Below are 20,107 nucleotides of genomic sequence, written 5' to 3'. Positions count from 1 at the left end.
TATGTAAGAGCAAGTATTAGAAAATGAATGATGAGAGGATACATTAGAGTGATTTTTGATTGACGCGCTGCGACAGCTCCTCTGCGCTTTCTACTCGTTCAGAGTAACGATCAGTCAGATAGGCTGAGCGTCCACGAGTCAGCCAAGTGAATTTCACCAACTCCTCACAAACATCCACGAGACGCAAATATAAAGGAGACTTATCCATACGATCATCGTCGTTAAATTCTAAAAAAGCTTTAGGAATAGAGGACTGATTGGGTATGGTAATCATCCGCATCCAACGCCCTAGAATGCGCAATTGGTTGACCGTATTGAAGCTTTGGCTGCCACCGCTGACTTGCATCACTGCCAAAGTTTTGCCTTGGGTTGGACGTACACCACCTAATGATAATGGAATCCAGTCAATTTGTGCTTTCATAATACTGGTCATACTGCCATGACGCTCTGGGCTCACCCACAGCATACCTTCTGACCACTGCGCCAACTCTCGTAGCTCTTGTACTTTTGGATGATCTGCATCAGCAGCATCAGGCAATGGTAAGCCCGTCGGATCAAATGTTCGAACCTCACAACCATACCAACGCAATAGACGGCTCGCTTCTTCACTGGCCAGTTTAGAGAATGAGCGCTGGCGTAGAGAGCCGTATAGCACCAATATTTTAGGCGCATGGCGCGGGTCATTTGTTCCAATTAAAGACTCAATATCGATAGGCTGTATACTGTCTGCATCAATATTGGGCAAATCACACAAATCGATCACATCTAAATCTGCTGTTTTATTTGCCATGATAAATCACTTCCCCATCTTCTTTAGTGAAGCTACTGACAGGATTCTCTAGTAATGCAAACACGCGTTCTGATGGGCGGCATAATGCCGCGCCTTTAGTGGTGACCACGATAGGACGATTGATTAAAATAGGATGGGCAATCATCGCATCAATGATTTGATCGTCAGACAATTCAGGATTGTCTAATTCTAGCTCATCATTGACAGGCTCTTTGCTTCGTAACAGCTCTCTTGGTGAAATTTGCATTTTTGCCAATAGCTCAACTAAATAATCACGGCTTAGTGGGGTTTTAAGATATTCAATTACTTCTGGATTTTCGCCTGATGCTTTCATGATGGCCAATGTATTGCGAGACGTACCACATTTTGGATTGTGAAAAATTAGTGATGTCATAGTAATTTTACCTATATTTATGAATATGCTTAGGATATGTCCTCAATCTTAAAAAAATTGACTAAATGAGCTAAAAATGAGGATACGCCCTAGTAATAAAGAGGTTTGTTAAATAAGTTATGGGCTTACTGATGGTTTGAAAGACTGTCTGCATCAGCAGGTTTAGCACGCTCACATCCGCTTAAACTGTCCATAAGAGACGCACACAATTCTGGATGTCCCGCACAACAATCTTGCAATAGAAACTGAATAACCTCCTCCATATGTGATAGTGAGGCGCGATAAATTATCTGCCGACTGTGCCGTTGAGACACCACCCACCCTGCCCGTGCCAACACGGATAGATGAGCTGACATGGTATTGTGCGGCACAGACAGTTTGCGAGCAATTTCACCTGCTGGCAGACCAACGGGCTCTTGGCTGACAAGCAACCTAAAAGCTTTTAGACGAGTATCTTGAGAGAGCGCAGCAAAGCTTGCGATAGCATTTATTATTTCCATATGTCCAATAATACAGACATATGGAAACAATTCAATATTTTATTTAAAAAATATTGAGATAAAACCACCCTATATTTCATCAAAAATTGAAATCGCTGCAAAAACTGCAATAGGGTCTTGCAAGACCGTTAAAATCAGCATAGGCTAATCTATTTAATTTTCTATTCATCCACACTTTTTATTAGGGATCATTATGCTGTCACATTGGGTACGAGCCATCTTGCAAGCCACCGTCTATGACGTGGCAATTCAAACACCACTTGAAGCGGCGCCCAAGCTGACCCAACGTTTTGCTAATGACATTCGTTTTAAACGCGAAGACTTGCAACCGGTCAAATCCTTTAAATTGCGTGGTGCCTATAATCGAATTAGTCAATTAAGTGATGAGCAAAAAGTACGCGGCGTCATTTGCGCCTCAGCAGGTAATCATGCCCAAGGCGTTGCTTATTCTGCGCGTAAACTTGCCCTAAACAATATCATCGTGATGCCGACCACCACACCTGACATTAAAGTCGATGCCGTTAAAGCACTGGGCGGTAATGTCGATTTGTATGGTGATAGCTTCGATGAAGCCAACCGTTACGCAATCAATCGCGCTGAAACAGAAGGTCTGACCTTTATCCCCCCTTACGATGATGAGTTGGTCATTGCCGGACAAGGTACCATTGGTCTTGAGCTAACTCAGCAATGGCGCAACATGGATTATGTGTTTGTTGCGGTTGGTGGTGGTGGTCTCATCTCAGGTGTCGCGGCATTCTTAGGTGAAGTTGCGCCGCATGTCAAAGTGATTGCGGTGGAAGCAGAGCAATCAGCTTCTCTTAAAGCGGCGCTTGAAGCCAATGAGCGCGTTAAGCTTGAGCAAGTTGGACTGTTCGTCGATGGCGTGGCAGTTGCTCAAATCGGCGAATTGCCATTTGAAATTGTCCGCATGCAAAAGAGTGATAAATCAGGTCCTTTAGTCGAGCCTGAAGTGGTGACTTGTACCAATGACGAAGTATGCGCGGCGGTTAAAGATATCTTTGAAGAAAATCGCAGTATCGTTGAGCCTGCGGGCGCGTTACCCGTTGCTGGTATGAAAAAATATATCGAAGCCCATAATCTGCAAGGTAAAAACTGCGTTGGCATCATTTGCGGTGCCAATATGAACTTTGACCGCCTACGTTATATCGCTGAGCGTACTGAGATTGGTGAGAAAAAAGAAGCCATCTTTGGTGTGACGATTCCTGAGCAGACAGGCGCTTTCTTAAATTTCTGTCGTAGCTTACATGGACGCAATATTACTGAGTTTAATTATCGCGCCGATAGTAAAAAATCACCTGACTCTATGGAACCTGCATCAATATTTGTCGGTATAGCGCTAAAAGAAGGCGACAAAGAGCGTAAAACCATTCGTACTCAATTGGCAGCTGATGGCTATACAGCTCATGATTTGACCGATGATGATATTGCCAAATCACATATCCGCCATTTGATTGGTGGTCATGCGCATGTCGCAAACGAGCAATTACTAAGTGTGGTTTTCCCTGAACGTCCAGGGGCATTGCTGAAGTTTTTAGAAAAACTGGGTGATGACTTTAATATCACTTTGTTTCATTATCGCAATCATGGTGCCGCCGAAGGTCGCGTATTGGTCGGTTTGCAAGCGTCTGAGGGTAACTCTCGTCAATTACAAGACGCGTTACTCGATATCGGCTATGATTGCACCATGCTCAATGACAATATTGGTTATCAATTATTTTTGAAATAAAAATAGACTATCAATCCATCAATGGCTGTTTGTTAATCATCAAAAATCCGCCATTGATGAATGAATAGTGGTTATGCATTGGTAGCTTTCCTTAATTCATAGCGACCATGATTAGGTGGTAAACCGTGACTCAAAAGATATTGATCTTTGTATTATTACTGGTTTTAGCACTTTTGGGTTATAAGATGCTGCAACCTAAAAACACGACCAATAACCCTATTGCTGACGTTGCGACTGATACTCCAGTTGACGCTGCTTTTACCTCAACTGATCTGGATGATATACCTCCAACGTACGTCGACTCAGATGCAACGTCAACATCAGTCTCGGCAGTAAAACCAGTACTCACGTCGTCAGCATCAGCATCAGCATCAAGCTTTACCTGTGATGGCAGAAAGCATTGCTCTCAGATGACGTCATGCGCAGAAGCCACTTACTTCGTACAACACTGCCCGAATACCAAAATGGATGGTAACAATGATGGTATCCCATGTGAGCAGCAGTGGTGTCGCTGATTTTATATCAAATATAAACTGAGAACAGCATGCATACTCCTGCTATTTTTGCCGAAGAAAACCTAGAAAACATCATTGGATTGATCGCAGCCAACCCCTTAGCGACTTTGATTGCTCAAACCAAAGATGGCATCGAAGCCTGCCATATACCGCTTTTCTGGCATAACGATAACTTTATGCCTGATGCTAGTGTTGGTGTTGGTGTTGGTGTTGGTTCTGATATTAACTCTAATGCTCAACACGGCTATCTTTACGGTCATTTCGGTCGTAAAAACCCTATTTATCAGAACACCTTACCAGATACTGCGTGGTTAATTATTTTTCAAGATTCTGGACACTATATCAGCCCCAACTGGTATCCTAGCAAAGCGAAAACCCATAAAGAAGTGCCCACTTGGAACTATCAAAGCGTCCATATTCAATCCAAAATTGAACTGCTTGAAGACGCCGAGACGCTGAAATGGATATTAGCAACCATGACTGCACAGCAAGAGGTGCTATCCGACAATCCTTGGTCATTAGATGAGGCACCTGCTACTTATATCGATGCTATGTGCCGAGGGATTATTGGCTTTAAGCTGCCCATCGATTCTATACAAGCCCAATTTAAATTAAGCCAAAATAAAACCGTAGAAAATATCACGGGTGTGATTAATGGTTTAGCGCAGTTAAAGACAAATGATGCGGCAGAAATGGCGATGAAAGTTGCCAATCAGAATAATGGCTAAGACGAGACTTTCGCTCTTCACCATAAAAATCTATTTTTGAACATTTTGATAGCGCAGTGCTCTTTCAATTTGCAAAAAAAGCTCCATTAATATTATCTTACTTTATGGATATCGATGAGGTTTTGATGAGTAAACACAACAAAAACCACAATCAGCCTAGCCATAGCAAACCTGATGTCGTGCGTATGCGCCTCGATAAGTGGTTGTGGGCAGCACGATTTTATCGGACACGTAATCTCGCCAAAGAAGCCATCGAAAGCGGACGGGTACATTATGCGGGTAGCCGCGTAAAGACCAGTAAAGAGATTATGGTTGGTGATGAACTACAGATTCGTCAAGGCTCAGCCACTGCTATGACTGAAAAGACCGTGGTCGTTGAAGCACTAACGGCGCAACGTGGTAATGCGCTCGCTGCTGAAATTTTGTATTCAGAAACTGAAGAAAGCGAAGAGCGCCGCGCTTATCATGCTGAGCAGCGCAAACTTGCCAATCTTGCACGGCCCGATAATAAACCCAACAAAAAAGAGCGCCGTGACCTTCAACGCTTTAAGCACAAACAAGAATAAGCTGGTCAAAGCACGACCTTAGATTATAAATAATATCATCGAAAATTCGTGAACATATGACCGTATTGTTTAGCTTCTACTCTTGCCATTCAAGGCATTAACCGTTACGCTGACAGCCGATTTACTTAATTAATTGCATGCTAATAAAAGCCGCACTAACATGCCGGTTTCTTATAGCATGTTTTTTTGTTATACAAGGTCATATTATGCTGATGAAAACCTGTACTCCGTCTTCTGTATTATTGGTTTGTTTGGGAAATATTTGCCGATCGCCAACGGCTGAAGAAGTCTTTCGTCAGCAAGCAGCGATTGCTGGATTGTCAATCAAAGTAGATTCAGCGGGAACGAGTGACTCGCATATTGGTCATGCGCCCGACACTCGCTCGCAACGCCATGCAAAAGCGCATGGTTATAAAATCAATAAACTGGTCGCCCGCCAAGTCAGTGCCGATGACTTTCGTAATTTTGATTTAATTCTAGCGATGGATACACAGAATTTAGCTGATTTACAAGCCATCAAAGACAGCTTGATAGAGACAGAAGACAATTTACCCAAGTTGGCTTTATTTAGTGAAGAAGATCCTACTTATGGCGGCGACGATGTGCCAGATCCTTATAAAGGCGATGGTGATGACTTTGAAGAGGTGATTGAGCGTATTGAGTCAAGCGCACAAGCGTGGATTGAAAGCTGGAAAGCTTGCTAACGATAAAGCTAACTTTCTGCCACCTTTGTGTCTTTCATCCTTTATAATAAACACTGTGTAATCCATTATCTATCTGCCACATGGGCTATGTTATGACCTCAGTTTCACACTTGGATTCTAGTACTCAATTTGCCATGACCACTGATTTGCCAGCGAGCTTATTGACCCGTAAACTAGTCGATTTGTCACATGGTAATACCATGGCCTTAGCCTGTGTCGCGGATACTGTCGTGACACTGACGTCTGAAGCACAGCTTGACGATTTTATGGCAAATTATAAAAAAGACATAGCGCAACATAAGCCATTATTTGTGTTGTCTGGCGGTAGTAACGTGTTATTACCAGCGCATTTGAATGCTATCGTATTGCAGCCCCAAATGCGCGGTATCAGCCTAACCGCTCAAACAGATAGCCACGTCGATATCGCAGTGATGGCAGGCGAAAACTGGCATGACTTGGTGGTATATACGGTCAGTCAAGGTTGGTATGGGCTAGAAAATCTGGCACTAATCCCAGGGCTAACTGGTGCGGCACCCGTACAAAATATCGGTGCTTATGGTGTCCAATTAGAAGACTGCTTACAGTATGTACGAGCCTATCACTTACCCACTCAAACTTGGCATCATCTCACAGCCGCCGACTGCGAGTTTGGCTATCGTGACAGCATTTTTAAACGTGCGCCTAATACCTGGTTAATCAGCTGTGTTGGATTCAGATTACATACCGATGTAACCAAAATCCTAGCCAGCTATGGTGATGTGCAAACCGTTGCACAACGCTATGCCGAGCAAGACGATCGTACGCAGCCAGTGCCTGCGGATATCATGCAAGCGATTATCGATATTCGTCAACAAAAACTCCCTAATCCCAAGCAGCTGCCAAATTGTGGTAGCTTTTTTCAAAACCCCATTATTTCTCAATCGCACTTTACTGCTTTACAATCGACCTACCCTACTATCGTCGGCTACGCTATGCCTGATGCCATGGTAAAGGTTGCGGCAGGCTGGTTGATTGAACAGACAGGCTTGAAAGGTGGTGGTATTGCACCGATTTTCACCCATCAGCAGCAAGCCTTGGTGCTGACCAATCATGCCCCTTATCACGCCACTCAAGATGATGTAGCAGATGCCCAACGATATATCGTCGATACGGTCTATGAAAAATTTGCGATTCAGTTAGCGCGTGAGCCAGTTTGGGTAAATACTGACGGCTCTATTGGGTATGATGAGCATGTGGTCTAAGCGGCTATTATCTAAGCGACTATGGCGTTATTACTTGCGTTCAGCTGAGCGTATGATAAAGCTATTTCGTATTATTAATATTACCTTTTTACTTGGTTCAACGACTGTTATTTTAGTACTCATCAGCCTATTCACGCCGCTGTTCTCCCAAGCGATTGTTTATCTATTTACGCTTTTGCCATTGCCCAGCCTACCCGCTGCTGCCTTGAGTTCACCGCCTACCGCTTATGTGGTTTTAGGCGGCGGACTAACCAATGATCATGACAATCAAATTATTCTTAATAGCTACAGCCTCAACCGTGCTCGTACCGCTGCCAGCGCTTATCACGACTTACCCCTACCTATTGTACTAAGCGGTGCTGAAGCGCCGTGGCTCGGTCAATGGCTCATTGAGCATGGTATTGATGGGCTGATAAGCGAAAATGCCAGTATGAATACCTGCGAAAATGCGCGTTTTACCGCCAAACGTATTCCACTGCGTCATGTGTATCTCATTACTGACAGCTACCATATGGCTCGTGCTCGTAGACAGTTTGCCTTAAACGGTATCAATAGCACACCACTTAGCGCCCCTTTACCAGTGAGCCGTGACTGGATGAAACCTGCGCAAAACTTAAGTCATTCTCGACGCGCTGTTTATGAAGTTGCCGCTTATTTACGCGATGTGATACGTCCTCAAATGAACTGTCGTCATGCCAACGACGTGACTTCACAGCAGCTGTTAACCCCTAGAGGTAACGCAGCAAAAAAACCTGATGAATAAAGCTAAATACAAGCAGGTAGCCAGTTCAATATCTTTTAAGAACTTACGCTAATCTCTACCGGTCATCCACTATACTTGTGATGAGTGTATAATAATAAAAGAAAATGCTATTTAAGAGAGTTACCATGCTCAGTATATTTTTATTAATTCCATTAAGTCTCATGCTGTTTGTGGTTGCCATTTGGGCGGTACGCTATGCGGTCAAATCAAACCAGTTTGAAGATTTGGACAATGCATCACAGCGCATCATATTGGATGATCGCCAAGAGCGACGGCAAACCATACAGGCTCATGATTACTCAGCGCCTATTTCGCAGAATGACGATACCACAGTGACTGATATAGTCGCTGATGATAAGGTGAGCCATATTGATATAGACTCAATTGATCATGTTGACCTTGATAAACAGCCAAAAATCTAGCATTGAGCTACCTTATCTATAGTAGAAGCTATTGAAAGTGTGAATATATGGCAACCGAGCGCAAATAGTACGACTTAGTACATTGAACGAGGTGAATGCCATAACCATTTATCAAGGCTTGTACTATCTGCGCAACCTACTGTTAAGTGTTGGTTAAATGCCGATTGCATGCGTAGGTTTGCTTTTCATTTTTTAGGAGAATCGCCCCATGACCACCGCTTTACTTATTGCGGCACTACTGATGGGATTTTTTGGTTCACCGCATTGCTTAGGCATGTGTGGCGGTCTGGTGACAGCATTTGGGCTATCGATGAAAGACGTCAGCCCTACCAAACGCCGTGCTCTTGTGGCAACTTACCATTTAGGTCGTTTGACCAGTTACGCATTTTTGGGTTTGATGGCAGGACTGATTGGCACCACTGTGCTAGAACCCTTAATGAAAGGTAACAGTACGCCACGTATCTTGCTAGGCTTGGTGTTAGTATTCGTCGGCGTGACCATGCTTGGCGCACCATTTTTAAAAAATCTTGAGCGTTTTGGTATGCGATTTTGGCAATATCTCAGCCCACTTCGTCAAAAAGTATTTCCACTCAATACCTTTCCTCGAGCCTTAACGGCTGGACTGCTTTGGGGATTTTTGCCTTGCGGATTGGTTTACGGTGCATTGTTGATTGCAGTAGTCGCTCACAATCCACTAAGCGGTGCAGCACTCATGTTTGTGTTTGGCTTAGGAACCGTACCGATGCTAGTCGCCACGCACGAAACCGTTGGCTGGTTACGTGACAAGATTGGACGTTTTCGCTTGAGACAGCTTAATGGCGCTGTCATGGTATTATCTGGCTTAGCCGTTGTGTTTGTCCCTATAGCAATGTCTAGCATGCATGGTGGGCATGATATGTCCAATATGCAAGGCGATCATATGCAAATGAGCGATTCACAAATGATGGATATGCCGATGGATACAAATATGGATCACAGCAGCCATCATATGATGCCAACTGATAACAGCACAACTCCCCAAGGTATGGATCATAGTATGCATGATATGAGTGATGGCGCGATCAACATGAACCACGATGAACATTCTGAAATGATGGAACAAGCTCAATAGAATCATCGACAATAGATATTGTTAAAATATAAAATCATTTAACATCAAAATCTGCCATATAAAAAAGCCCTTAACATCAATCATGACGTTGAGGGCTTTTATGATTCCGACAGCTGTACACTATAGTAGAACTGACGGCTTATAAATCACTACTCTTGCCACTGCTCAAGGGTAAACTTAGTATCTAAATGCTTCTCTAGCGCGGGTATATTAAAAGCATCATCTTCACTCACAAAACTAATGCTGATACCTGTTTGTCCAGCACGACCCGTACGACCAATACGATGCACGTAATCATCTGGCTGATCAGGCAAAGTATAATTAACCACGTGGCTAACATCATCGACATGGATACCGCGTCCTGCGACATCAGTTGCCACCAAGACAGAAGCATGACCATCTTTAAAACGCTGTAAATACTTTTCGCGTTTTTGTTGAATGACATCGCCTGACAACATCACAATTTTATGTGCTTGACGCAGCTTATGATAGAGACGCTTGACTTGGTCTTTACGATTGGCAAAGACAATCACTTTATCCACTGCCGTATCACTGATGATACGCTGCAACGCTTCTAATTTTTGATCTTCTGTCAGTAAGTAAAAGTGCTGATCGACCAACTCACTAGTTTTATGTTCTGGCTCGATTTCAACAAATTGTGGCTCATGTAACCAACGATAGGCTAGATTCATCACATCTTGGTTAAAAGTTGCAGAAAACAATAAGCTTTGACGGTCTGTATTGGCTGGCATCCGACCGACCAAACGCTTGATGTCAGGGATAAAACCCATATCTAGCATGCGATCTGCTTCATCTAACACCAGTACTTCCACTCGATCTAAATAAACCATGCCCTTATTGGCAAGATCAATCAAACGACCAGGTGTCGCTACTAAAATATCGACATATTGACGCTCAAGCTCATGCTGCTGAGTCTCATAATTGGTGCCACCCATAATACAAACGCTGTGTAGCGAAGTATATTTGGTCAAAGCGATACAATCATCAAATATTTGCTGAGCAAGCTCGCGAGTGGGCGCCATAACAACGGCACGTGGCTCACCCAAATAACGCTCTTCATCATTAGTAAAAGGACGTTTAAGCAAGGCTTCCATAATAGTCAATAGAAAGGTTGCCGTCTTACCAGTACCCGTCTGCGCCTGTCCAATAGCATCTTGATTTGCCAACGTATGCGGTAATATTTGTGCTTGTATGGGCGTTAATGCCGTAAAACCTAGATCGCTTACGGCACGTAAGGTCGGTGCTGAAAGTGGTAAATCAGTAAACGTGGTAAAATTACTCAAAAAAAATATCCTTTTAAATTAATCACTTGTTCATTACTAATAATAAGTAGACTCATGATAAATAGGCTCATGATAACCCGTTATATTGCTATCTAAATTAAGCAGCAACAATATGAAATCTATATATAGCTGACTGAGATACGGGCATAAAAAAAGCCAAGCCTAACGCCTAATCCCACCAAACATGCTGATTTTGACTCAACATGGGTAAGATAAAACGGGCTTGACTCAGTAGTATATCAGTAGTGTCTACAGACATTATAGCTAAACCGCTCTAATGACTGGATAGATTACTCTTCTACTTTTCTGACTTCTTCAGCTTGAAGACCTTTATCACCTTCTACCACACTGAATTCGACCTTTTCGCCATCTTTTAGAGAACGATAGCCATCACCTTGAATCGCGCGGAAATGGACAAAAATATCTTCTCCGCTGTCACGTTGAATGAAGCCAAAGCCTTTTGAGTCATTAAACCACTTAACGATACCTTGCTCACGAGCTGACATAATATTGCTTCCTAAAAAAGTCCGCTTAGCCCCAAATTCCTTTGCAACATTGCATATAAACGGGATCTAAGATGATGAAATCAAAAACTTAAGAGTACTATCCTCACTACTATCACCTACATACCGCATCTATAGCAAATAATGGTATGTAGCAACACAGTGAGTATTTACAAAAATAACGACCGTCTTACTGATTGCTCTACTTCGATAGTAGCAACAAACTTGCAATAATTATTGCATAAAAAATATCATAGCACGGGTTTTTAGCAACATAAAGACTTTTAACATGATTTTTTACCTTTAGCTTTATTTTTCATGTAATTTTTTTATAACCTCGCCATCAAGCTGTTATCATAAAGAGAAAGATTTGATTAAACTGTGCAATTTTACGCTTATGCCATTTTATGCTTATATAGTATCTAAACCTTATAACAAATAATAAATCCTCAACCTCGTTTCATCGTTATAGAGACCATTATGACCTCTCCTTCTCAGTCTATACCAACCGTCACGCCTTCGAAGCAAAATGCCGATAAAACACTCACTCATAAGTTATTGCTCGTTAATGGGGTCAATTTGAATTTATTGGGTAAGCGCGAACCTGAGATTTATGGTCATACGACACTAGCAGATATCGAGGAGCGTCTGATCGCCCGCGCAGCTCAGCACGGTATTGAATTGATATGTATACAATCCAATCATGAAGGTAAACTGATAGATGACATTCAATATCATGGACTTTTAGCGGATACCGCGCTGCAAGTAGATGCCATTATCATTAACCCCGCCGCCTTTACTCATACCTCGGTTGCGTTACGTGATGCGCTCTTAGCCACACAAAAACCGTTTATAGAGGTACACTTATCCAATGTGCATGCACGCGAACCTTTTCGCCATCATTCTTATCTAAGCGACGTCGCTGTTGGTGTTATTTGTGGTTTGGGGCATCTGGGTTATCAAATGGCATTGTCCTACTGGCTTGATAGCCTCTACTCTGTCACAATCAGCGATTAATGCTTAATTCTGATAACCGAAAATCATGAATTGTATAACTATACTTTATCAATAGCACACGAGTTAAACAGCAATTGTTTGACTAAAATACTAAAATTATGGCTGAGCAAACAACCCACTATATGGTGATATGAATGGCAAAATCGTCTGGAAAGCGCTTTATGAAATTGGCTGGCATGACAGCAAGCATTGCCGGCAAAGCAGCTAAAAACTCATTTAAGCACCTCTCAAGTGACGAAGAAAAACGTTTGCAAGCACGCTCAGAGCTGATGCAAGATGTGGGCATTCAGATAGCCGAAACGTTGGGTGAAATGAAAGGCGCGGTGATGAAAGTCGGGCAAATTGCCTCGCAATATAAAGATGTGTTCCCACCAGAAGTGGCGACAGCATTAGAAAAGCTGCAAAAAGATGCGCCGCCCATGCCCTATGCACAGATACGCGCACAAATTGAGCGCGAGCTTAAAGCGCCTGTCGCAGAATTATTTAGCGAATTTGATGAAACACCGTTTGCGGCGGCTTCCATCGGTCAAGTGCATAAAGCCGTTTTGCCATCTGGTCAAAAAGTGGTGGTTAAAGTCCAATATCCTGATGTCGATGAAAACTGTGATAGTGACCTCAAACAAGTACGCATGGCACTAAAAATTGCGGGTGTGCTCAATATGAGCAAACAGTTGCAAGAGCAACTATTCAACGAGATTCGCCAAAGTTTACATGATGAATTGGACTATATTAAAGAAGCGCATAACTTACGAGTGTTTGGCGCATTTCATGCAGAAGACAAAGGTCTTATTATTCCTAAAGTCATTAGCAGCCACTCTTCTAAACGGATTTTAACCTTAACAGAAGAGATGGGAGAAACCCTAACCGTCGCGGCGACTTGGGACAATGACATCAAACAACACATAGCCAAGCGCCTGTTCCACTTTACCGCAGGACAACTATTTGGCTTATACCGTATGCACTGTGACCCACATCCCGGCAACTTCGCCTTTCGCAAAGATGGCAGTGTGGTGGCTTATGATTTTGGCGGCATTCGTAGCTATAGTGACAGCGAAGTTCAATTGTTCCGCCGTTTTGCCAAGCATGCCATTAAAGGAGATGTGACTGCCCTTGAGCAGGATCTCATCGCTCTTGATATTCGCCGTGATGACGATAAAAATATCCCCGGAGAGTTTTATGAGAAATGGCTATCCATTGGGCTAAAGCCTCTGTCTATTCAACCTTATCAACAAGGCGCTTTTGATTTTGCTCAAAGTCAGGTTCATCACGAAGTCATTGCTCAAATGCGGACGTCGTTGAAGTACTTTGGTCAATTCCAACCTTCTGCAACCACCATGATGCTAGATCGCACAGTGTCAGGACAATACTGGAACTTGGTCAACCTCGGTGTTGAAATTGACTTATCACCGCTCGTTAGTGAATACATTGATGTATAACGATATAAAATATAGAGTGTTAAGAAAGCAGACAACGCACAAACACGGCTAAATATGTAAAGCGTGTCCACAACGATCACAGAATTCTGCTGCAATGGCATGACCGAACTTGCCACAATTAGGACAGGTAACGGGATTGAGTTGCGGACGCATATTACGTGCCAGCTCAGAAGTAAAAATCCCCGTTGGCACTGCAATGATCGAATAACCCGTAATCATGACCATGCTCGCAATCGCTTGACCTAACGGCGTTTTGGGTGACATATCACCGTAACCGACCGTGGTCATGGTGACGACTGCCCAGTAGATAGACAGCGGAATACTGGTAAAGCCATTTTCAGGGCCTTCTACCACGTAAATAATCGAGCCGAAAATCGTGACCAATAATACCAGCGACAAAAAGAATACCGTGATTTTTTGCTGACTGGTTTTAAGCGCCGAGGCCAAAAATCCCGCTTGTTGCATATAGGCTTTGAGCTTGAGAACGCGAAACACACGTAAAATACGCAAAACCCGTATCACTAATAGATACTGTACTCCCACAAACATGAGGCTTAGGTAACTTGGCAGCACAGACAATAAATCAACTACCCCAAAAAAACTAAAGACGTAACGCACGCGGTTGGGTGCTGAAAACAACCTGAGCGCATACTCTATCGTGAATAAAATAGTAAAAAACCATTCAGCATAAAAGAATATAGTGCCATATTGCAGGCGCATGTATAGCACACTGTCAAGCATGACCACAGCCACACTGGTCAAAATCGCAATCAATAATACAATATCAAAAAGTTTACCCAAACGGGTATCTGTGCCTTCAATAATAATATGAATGCGGTTGCGCAGGTGGGTAATGGCTTCAGCCGTCGGTTGCTTCATATAGTCAGTAGTATCGAGTCAGTAGCGATATAAAATCAATGGCTTGATGGCAACCAATGATTTAAAATACGCTGGATAAGGCCAAGTTAGTCAAAATAGATAAAATTGGTTTATAATATTGCTCACAGGTCACATGTGAATACAATCACTAAGTTGCCACAGTGTAGCAAAAAAGCACTCTCAACAAAATACAAATCGTTAACGTGTCGGTAGCTCTGTTACTTCAAAGAGATAGTGCAAGCTATATCATAGAAACAGGTGATCTGAGGTGTGTCATCATGCAGATTGAAAAATCTTAAAATGTATAAATACGCTCATTCATGACACACTCATAGTAAAAGATTGTTATTAAAACTTGTTTTAAGCACAATAAATAATACGCAAAACTTAAGGATGTTATATGGCAGGCCATTCAAAATGGGCAAATATTAAACACCGTAAAGCCCGTCAGGATGCGGTAAAAGGTAAAGTATTCACTAAAATTATTCGTGAAATTGTTTCTGCTGCCAAGCAAGGTGATCCTGACCCTAACAAGAATCCGCGCCTACGTGCTGTCATTGAAAAAGCCCTATCTGTCAATATGACACGAGACACCATCAACCGTGCAGTAGCTCGTGGTACAGGCGGTGATGACAATGACAATATGGACGAAGTAAGCTATGAAGGCTATGGTATCGGCGGCGTTGCAGTACTTGTCGAAACCTTGACTGACAATCTTAACCGAACAGTCAGTGAAGTACGCCACGCCTTTACCAAAAATGAAGGCAATCTGGGTACTACTGGCTCGGTCGCTTATCTATTTAATAAGCGCGGTGAAATCATCTTTAATGATACAAGCCTAGAAGATGAAGTCATGCTAGTGGCATTAGATGCAGGTGCGCTTGATATCGAGAATGATGGTGAAAGCTTGCTCGTCATCACAGAATGGGAAAATTTCGGTCATGTCAAAGATGCGCTTAATGCTGCAGGTTTGGTCTCTGACAATGCTGAAGTGACCATGGCACCGTCTACCAGTGCTGAAATAGACAATGTCGATGACGCACTAAAAGTCATGAAAATGATTGATATGTTAGAAGATATCGATGATGTGCAAGAGGTTTATAGTAATGTGAACTTTTCTGCTGACGTAATGACCCAGCTTGAGCAATAGTTTTATCCAGCAACCCTTTATGTCTCACTCATCAAAAAGCCAAACGTTTTAAATGTTTGGCTTTTTTTGTTTAGCATTATGTGACGAACGCTTCGCTCCTACTAGGTTTTGCAAGTGACACCTTCAAGCGCTAGCAAGTATGTTTTCTTATCTAGTCCGCCTGTATAGCCACCAAGCTTGCCATCGCTAGCAATGACCCGATGACACGGAACGATAATGCTAAAAGGGTTTTTACTATTAGCATTAGCAACCGCGCGAAACCCTTTGGGACTAGCGACATTTTGTGCCAGTGTCGCATAGCTTATTGTTTCGCCATAGCCAATATCTTGTAACGCTTGCCAAACTCGTTGCTGAAACTTGGTTCCTAAGCTGATATCTAATGGCAAATCGAATGCCTGACGATCACCTTTAAAATACGATTTTAATTGCGCTATAGTCTCTATGAGTAGCGCTTGGGCAGGCTCATTTTCGCTTAGGCTATCCTCATTGATAAACGTAAAGCTCTGATCGACAAGCCCATAGTGTTTCTTAAGTTTGGGAATGGATTTTGAGCTATCCCAAGAGTCACCTGCTAGCAGCCAATTGACTTCTACCAGCTTAGGGCTACTATGCTCATTGACACTCGCAATTAACGTTAGCTGGTGTACCCCAAAAGCGGCTGTGGTGACTATCATGATACTTCCTTTCAAATGATGATATTTTCAAAAATCGTTCATCGACTAAAATGATCTATTAAAATGACCTATCGAGCGCTACTCTTTATCATCGGTCTCGAATAAGGCGGCGACAAATTGTTTTGGACTAAAGGCACGTAAATCATCAATCGACTCACCAACACCAATATAGCGAATCGGCACATCCGTCGTTTCAGCAATATTAAAGACCACGCCACCTTTTGCAGTGCCATCTAGTTTGGTAATGGTGATACCCGTTAATGGTACGACCTTGTTAAAGAGTTCTACTTGATTAATCGCATTTTGACCCGTGCCAGCATCGAGGACAATCATGCCTTCGTGCGGTGCGCTTGGATCAGCTTTACGCATGACGCGTACCACTTTTTCAAGCTCTGCCATCAGGTGGGTTTTATTCTGCAAGCGTCCAGCAGTATCAGCGATTAATACATCGATATTTTTTGCTTTGGCAGACTGCATGGCATCAAATATAACAGAGGCACTATCAGAGCCATGACCTTGAGCGACGACTGGAATGTTATTACGCTCACCCCAAATTTGTAGCTGTTCAGTAGCAGCAGCACGGAACGTATCGCCAGCCGCCAACATGACGGATTTGCCTTCACCTTGTAAGCGCTTGGCAAGCTTACCAATCGTCGTGGTTTTACCCACACCGTTGACACCCACGACTAAAATCACAAAAGGTTTTTTGCTGGTATCAATAATGAGTGGTGCGACTTTTGGCGTTAAAATATCAACCAATTCAGTTTGCAACGCTTTATATAATGAATGCGCATAAATCAAATCACCACGGTCTGTCTGTTCGGTCAGACTTTTGATAATACGATTGGTCGCGTTGACACCGATATCGGCGACCAGCAGTTGATCTTCGACTTCTTCCAATAGCTCATCATCAATCTCTTTGCCACCGATCAGAATACTGACCATACCTTCGGCAAGATTTTTACGTGACTTACTTAGCCCCGTTTTCATGCGGTTAAACCAGCTGCCTTTTTTCTTGTTTTCTTGCAGCTCTGTAGATTCGATTTCTGCTTGAGTGGTCGCTTGTACCGCACTACTCGCAGGACTGACATTTGGGCTATCGCCAAGTTGCTCTTGTAATGGCATGGTTGGGGCAGTAGAAATAGTGCTAAGCTTAGTATCAATATTTTTATTATTATCGTTATCAGTTGAGGAAGCGCTTATAAAGCTTTCAGAGGCGTTTTTAGACGTGCTTTGCTCTTCTGTCCTCACAATTGGCGCACCCAAAGCAATGTTTTGTGCCGCATCAGCACTTGAGACATCTTTGTTTATCGTGCTGTCTTGTTGCTGATATTCGATGCTTTTATCATTGGGCGCTTTGATAGAGCCTGCATCTTCTTTCTCATCGATAATGGGCACAGATTGCGAAGGCAGACTGGGTAAGGTAATATCATCGTCATCTAAGTCATCAAGATTGCCATCGAGATTAATGATTACACGACTGCTATTATTGGAGTTATTCATAAGCTTGCCCTAAAAGTTATCACGGTCAATTATTTGATTATTTTAAATGGGTTGGTATATCGTCATGTTTTTGTCATGGATCATGACCCACGACCCACGACAGTCAATTTTTAGCCTAGTTTATCATAATTCGAGTTGTGCTCAGACCTTACCATCATAGCCTATCGTCAATTTTTGCAAATCTGGCAAGTCATACCATCCCTTTAGAAAGTTTCGCTTAAGATTTGGCAACAAAAATCTGACCTTACACATGCTAAACTTCGCCTACTCTACCAGAGTTTATTGTAGAACAAGCCTTATTCCAAAGCTTACCAATTACTTCACTATCGCTCACTCAACCCTCATTTTTAGGAATTATCTATGCCATCACTATCTAATACTGACAAAACGTACGGTAACAAAGCAATCAGCATCAGCGCAGCTTTATTAGTAGCAACACTGGTACTATCCGCGACAGGATGCAATACCACCCAAGAATTTAAGCCAACAGCCAGTGTGATTGTTGGGGCACATAAATCTTTATAAAACCTGCTATCTATCGCTAGTATTGAGAGTGATCTAACCACTGATCAATTTACAAGTTGCCATTTTATATAAGTAGAATATACCATGCCACTGCCTTTATCACCGTCGCACTTACCTGCCGCCTCTCTACGTCTTGCCTGTGCCTTAGCAATAGCAACGACTCTTGCTGCTTGCCAAACCAGCACTATCAACGCCAACACATTGTCGGCTGCTCAGAAGCCAGTCATTCAAAATACCTTGGGTAAAGATGAGCTAAATACCGCTAAATCAGGTCAGGACATTCAGCCCTCATCAGCATTGACCATGGATATGTCAGGTCGACACGAATATCAATTAGAAAACGGTCTAAAGGTAGTGGTAAAAGAAGACCATCGCGCACCTGTGGTAATGACTCAAATCTGGTATCGAGTTGGGTCAGCAGATGAGCCACTGGATAAAGGGGGCATCTCACATTTGCTTGAGCATATGATGTTTAAAGGCACTACTAACGTTTCGAGCGACGACTATGAGCGCTTGATTGCAAAATTTGGCGGCGTCAATAATGCGTTTACCAGCTACGACTATACGGGCTATTACGAGCTATTCCCTGCCAACCGTTTTCCTTTGGCATTAGAGCTAGAAGCGGATCGTATGAAAAACCTACTGTTTAATGAGCAGGAATTTACCAAAGAGCACCAAGTGGTCATGGAGGAGCGCCGCCAACGCACTGATGATAATCCACTTGCCAAGGCTTATGAGTCATTTCGCTTATTGGCGCTCCCGAATAGTCCAAAAGGCGAATCCGTTATTGGTCCGATGGATGAGCTTGAATCCATTACCCTTACAGATTTAAAAGACTGGTATAAAACATGGTACGCACCAAACAATGCAACGTTAGTCATCGTTGGCGACGTTAAACCGCAAGAAGTGTTGGCTCAAGTCAAACGTTACTTTGGTGAGCTAACACCAAGCGATCTACCTAAACGTCCTGCCGTCAGTCAAAAAGGCTTCCATGGCTATCAACAAGTCGACTCCGAGCAAGCTGTACAAGTGCCAGTGTTATTAATGGGTTATAACGTCCCGAGCCTTGTGACAGCAGGGACAGGCAATGAAAAACAAGCTTATGCGCTCTCACTGGCTCAAGATGTATTAGACGGTGGTCTCTCTGCCCGCCTTGAGAGTCGATTGATACGCGAGCAAGGTCTACTTACCACAGTGGGCACTTCATATGACTTGCTAGATCGTGGCGATGGACTGTTTTTGATACAAGCGACTCCACGTGAAGGTGTCAGCTTAGAGCAAGCACAACAAGCCATTATGGCTGAAATAGAAAAGCTCAAAACCGATCCCATCGCCGCCGATGAAATCGAGCGTGCCAAAACCAATACGGTCACAGGGCTCGTCTATGCGCAAGACAGTATGGAAGGTCAGGCGCAGATGATTGGCTCATTACAGTCTATCGGTCTTGACGATACGCTGCTTGCTGAATTGCCCACCAAACTCGATAGCGTGACGATTGCTGACATACAAGCTGCTAGCAAAAAGTATTTGGTAAAGGACAATTTAACAGTGATGCATGTCATACCACCTAAAAGCCAAGCAGCGACAGAGAAATAATCGTGTCGTGTTATCTCTTTATTCGATACAAGCGCCAAT

Annotated in this window: 21 protein-coding genes and 1 pseudogene; 14 read left to right on the top strand and 8 right to left on the bottom strand. The window is 43.1% G+C overall.

Annotated features, from left to right (window positions below; translation table 11 throughout):
- Positions 1-43 precede the first annotated feature (43 nt).
- The 3 genes from arsH to JMY05_RS03970 all read right to left on the bottom strand — a co-directional run bounded on the left by arsH (position 44) and on the right by JMY05_RS03970 (position 1,684).
- Positions 44-790 (bottom strand): arsenical resistance protein ArsH, encoded by a 747-nt coding sequence (gene arsH, locus JMY05_RS03980; protein WP_045446458.1) that lies wholly within the window; start codon positions 788-790, stop codon positions 44-46.
- Entirely contained in the window at positions 780-1,184 is a 405-nt protein-coding gene (gene arsC, locus JMY05_RS03975) for an arsenate reductase (glutaredoxin) (protein ID WP_045446455.1), read from the bottom strand. The genes arsH and arsC overlap by 11 nt, the downstream gene beginning before the upstream one ends.
- Before the next feature lie 125 nt (positions 1,185-1,309).
- On the bottom strand, positions 1,310-1,684 hold the full coding sequence (locus JMY05_RS03970) for an ArsR/SmtB family transcription factor (protein WP_045446452.1): 375 nt from the start codon (positions 1,682-1,684) through the stop codon (positions 1,310-1,312).
- 193 nt (positions 1,685-1,877) lie between these two features.
- Here JMY05_RS03970 and ilvA point away from each other — a divergent pair, with 193 nt between their 5' ends.
- The 9 genes and pseudogenes from ilvA (at position 1,878) to JMY05_RS03925 (ending at position 9,481) form a co-directional block, all read left to right on the top strand.
- Positions 1,878-3,431, top strand: a complete 1,554-nt coding sequence (gene ilvA, locus JMY05_RS03965; RefSeq protein WP_045446449.1) for a threonine ammonia-lyase, biosynthetic — start codon at positions 1,878-1,880, stop codon at positions 3,429-3,431.
- A 374-nt stretch (positions 3,432-3,805) separates the two neighbouring features.
- Positions 3,806-3,946: pseudogene (locus JMY05_RS13820) on the top strand (excalibur calcium-binding domain-containing protein); the annotation flags it as partial.
- Between the two features lie 29 nt (positions 3,947-3,975).
- A complete protein-coding gene (locus tag JMY05_RS03955; RefSeq protein ID WP_045446446.1) occupies positions 3,976-4,674 on the top strand; it encodes an FMN-binding negative transcriptional regulator in 699 nt (232 codons plus the stop codon).
- Positions 4,675-4,799: 125 nt separating this feature from the next.
- Complete coding sequence (locus JMY05_RS03950; protein ID WP_045446503.1) at positions 4,800-5,240, top strand: RNA-binding S4 domain-containing protein; 441 nt, start codon at positions 4,800-4,802, stop codon at positions 5,238-5,240.
- 206 nt (positions 5,241-5,446) lie between these two features.
- A complete protein-coding gene (locus JMY05_RS03945) occupies positions 5,447-5,944 on the top strand; it encodes a low molecular weight protein-tyrosine-phosphatase (protein ID WP_201614216.1) in 498 nt (165 codons plus the stop codon).
- 134 nt (positions 5,945-6,078) lie between these two features.
- Positions 6,079-7,185 (top strand): UDP-N-acetylmuramate dehydrogenase, encoded by a 1,107-nt coding sequence (gene murB / locus JMY05_RS03940; protein ID WP_045446500.1) that lies wholly within the window; start codon positions 6,079-6,081, stop codon positions 7,183-7,185.
- Complete coding sequence (locus tag JMY05_RS03935) at positions 7,175-7,948, top strand: YdcF family protein (protein WP_045446443.1); 774 nt, start codon at positions 7,175-7,177, stop codon at positions 7,946-7,948. The genes murB and JMY05_RS03935 overlap by 11 nt, the downstream gene beginning before the upstream one ends.
- 125 nt (positions 7,949-8,073) lie before the next feature.
- Entirely contained in the window at positions 8,074-8,370 is a 297-nt protein-coding gene (ccoS, locus tag JMY05_RS03930) for a cbb3-type cytochrome oxidase assembly protein CcoS (RefSeq protein ID WP_201614215.1), read from the top strand.
- A gap of 208 nt (positions 8,371-8,578) precedes the next feature.
- A complete protein-coding gene (locus JMY05_RS03925) occupies positions 8,579-9,481 on the top strand; it encodes a sulfite exporter TauE/SafE family protein (protein WP_201614214.1) in 903 nt (300 codons plus the stop codon).
- 149 nt (positions 9,482-9,630) lie between these two features.
- Here the strand turns inward: JMY05_RS03925 and JMY05_RS03920 are convergent, their stop codons facing one another.
- Positions 9,631-10,785, bottom strand: coding sequence for a DEAD/DEAH box helicase (locus tag JMY05_RS03920; protein ID WP_045446437.1), 1,155 nt, complete (start codon positions 10,783-10,785; stop codon positions 9,631-9,633).
- A gap of 290 nt (positions 10,786-11,075) precedes the next feature.
- Positions 11,076-11,291, bottom strand: coding sequence for a cold-shock protein (locus JMY05_RS03915; RefSeq protein WP_011513806.1), 216 nt, complete (start codon positions 11,289-11,291; stop codon positions 11,076-11,078).
- 477 nt (positions 11,292-11,768) lie between these two features.
- On the opposite strand from JMY05_RS03915, the gene aroQ reads away from it, so the two are divergent.
- Together aroQ and JMY05_RS03905 are read left to right on the top strand one after the other, a co-directional pair.
- Positions 11,769-12,305, top strand: coding sequence for a type II 3-dehydroquinate dehydratase (gene aroQ, locus JMY05_RS03910; RefSeq protein WP_045446432.1), 537 nt, complete (start codon positions 11,769-11,771; stop codon positions 12,303-12,305).
- Between the two features lie 134 nt (positions 12,306-12,439).
- Entirely contained in the window at positions 12,440-13,741 is a 1,302-nt protein-coding gene (locus JMY05_RS03905; protein ID WP_045446429.1) for an ABC1 kinase family protein, read from the top strand.
- A gap of 48 nt (positions 13,742-13,789) precedes the next feature.
- Here JMY05_RS03905 and JMY05_RS03900 read toward each other — a convergent pair whose 3' ends face one another.
- Complete coding sequence (locus tag JMY05_RS03900) at positions 13,790-14,620, bottom strand: ion transporter (RefSeq protein ID WP_045446426.1); 831 nt, start codon at positions 14,618-14,620, stop codon at positions 13,790-13,792.
- 400 nt (positions 14,621-15,020) lie between these two features.
- Here JMY05_RS03900 and JMY05_RS03895 point away from each other — a divergent pair, with 400 nt between their 5' ends.
- Entirely contained in the window at positions 15,021-15,770 is a 750-nt protein-coding gene (locus JMY05_RS03895) for a YebC/PmpR family DNA-binding transcriptional regulator (RefSeq protein WP_045446423.1), read from the top strand.
- A 101-nt stretch (positions 15,771-15,871) separates the two neighbouring features.
- Here JMY05_RS03895 and JMY05_RS03890 read toward each other — a convergent pair whose 3' ends face one another.
- Together JMY05_RS03890 and ftsY are read right to left on the bottom strand one after the other, a co-directional pair.
- Entirely contained in the window at positions 15,872-16,444 is a 573-nt protein-coding gene (locus tag JMY05_RS03890) for a methylated-DNA--[protein]-cysteine S-methyltransferase (RefSeq protein WP_201614213.1), read from the bottom strand.
- A 78-nt stretch (positions 16,445-16,522) separates the two neighbouring features.
- Entirely contained in the window at positions 16,523-17,434 is a 912-nt protein-coding gene (gene ftsY, locus JMY05_RS13950; RefSeq protein WP_226914676.1) for a signal recognition particle-docking protein FtsY, read from the bottom strand.
- Between the two features lie 873 nt (positions 17,435-18,307).
- Between ftsY and JMY05_RS03880 the strand changes: the two genes are divergently transcribed.
- Positions 18,308-18,472: a hypothetical protein gene (locus tag JMY05_RS03880; protein WP_201614211.1), complete on the top strand. Its 165-nt coding sequence runs from the start codon at positions 18,308-18,310 to the stop codon at positions 18,470-18,472.
- 84 nt (positions 18,473-18,556) lie between these two features.
- Positions 18,557-20,068: a M16 family metallopeptidase gene (locus tag JMY05_RS03875; RefSeq protein WP_201614209.1), complete on the top strand. Its 1,512-nt coding sequence runs from the start codon at positions 18,557-18,559 to the stop codon at positions 20,066-20,068.
- The last annotated feature ends 39 nt before the right edge of the window (positions 20,069-20,107 follow it).

It is taken from the genome of Psychrobacter sp. JCM 18902 (assembly GCF_904846615.1).
Lineage (GTDB): Bacteria > Pseudomonadota > Gammaproteobacteria > Pseudomonadales > Moraxellaceae > Psychrobacter.
This window is presented reverse-complemented; position numbering and strand designations above follow the sequence as displayed.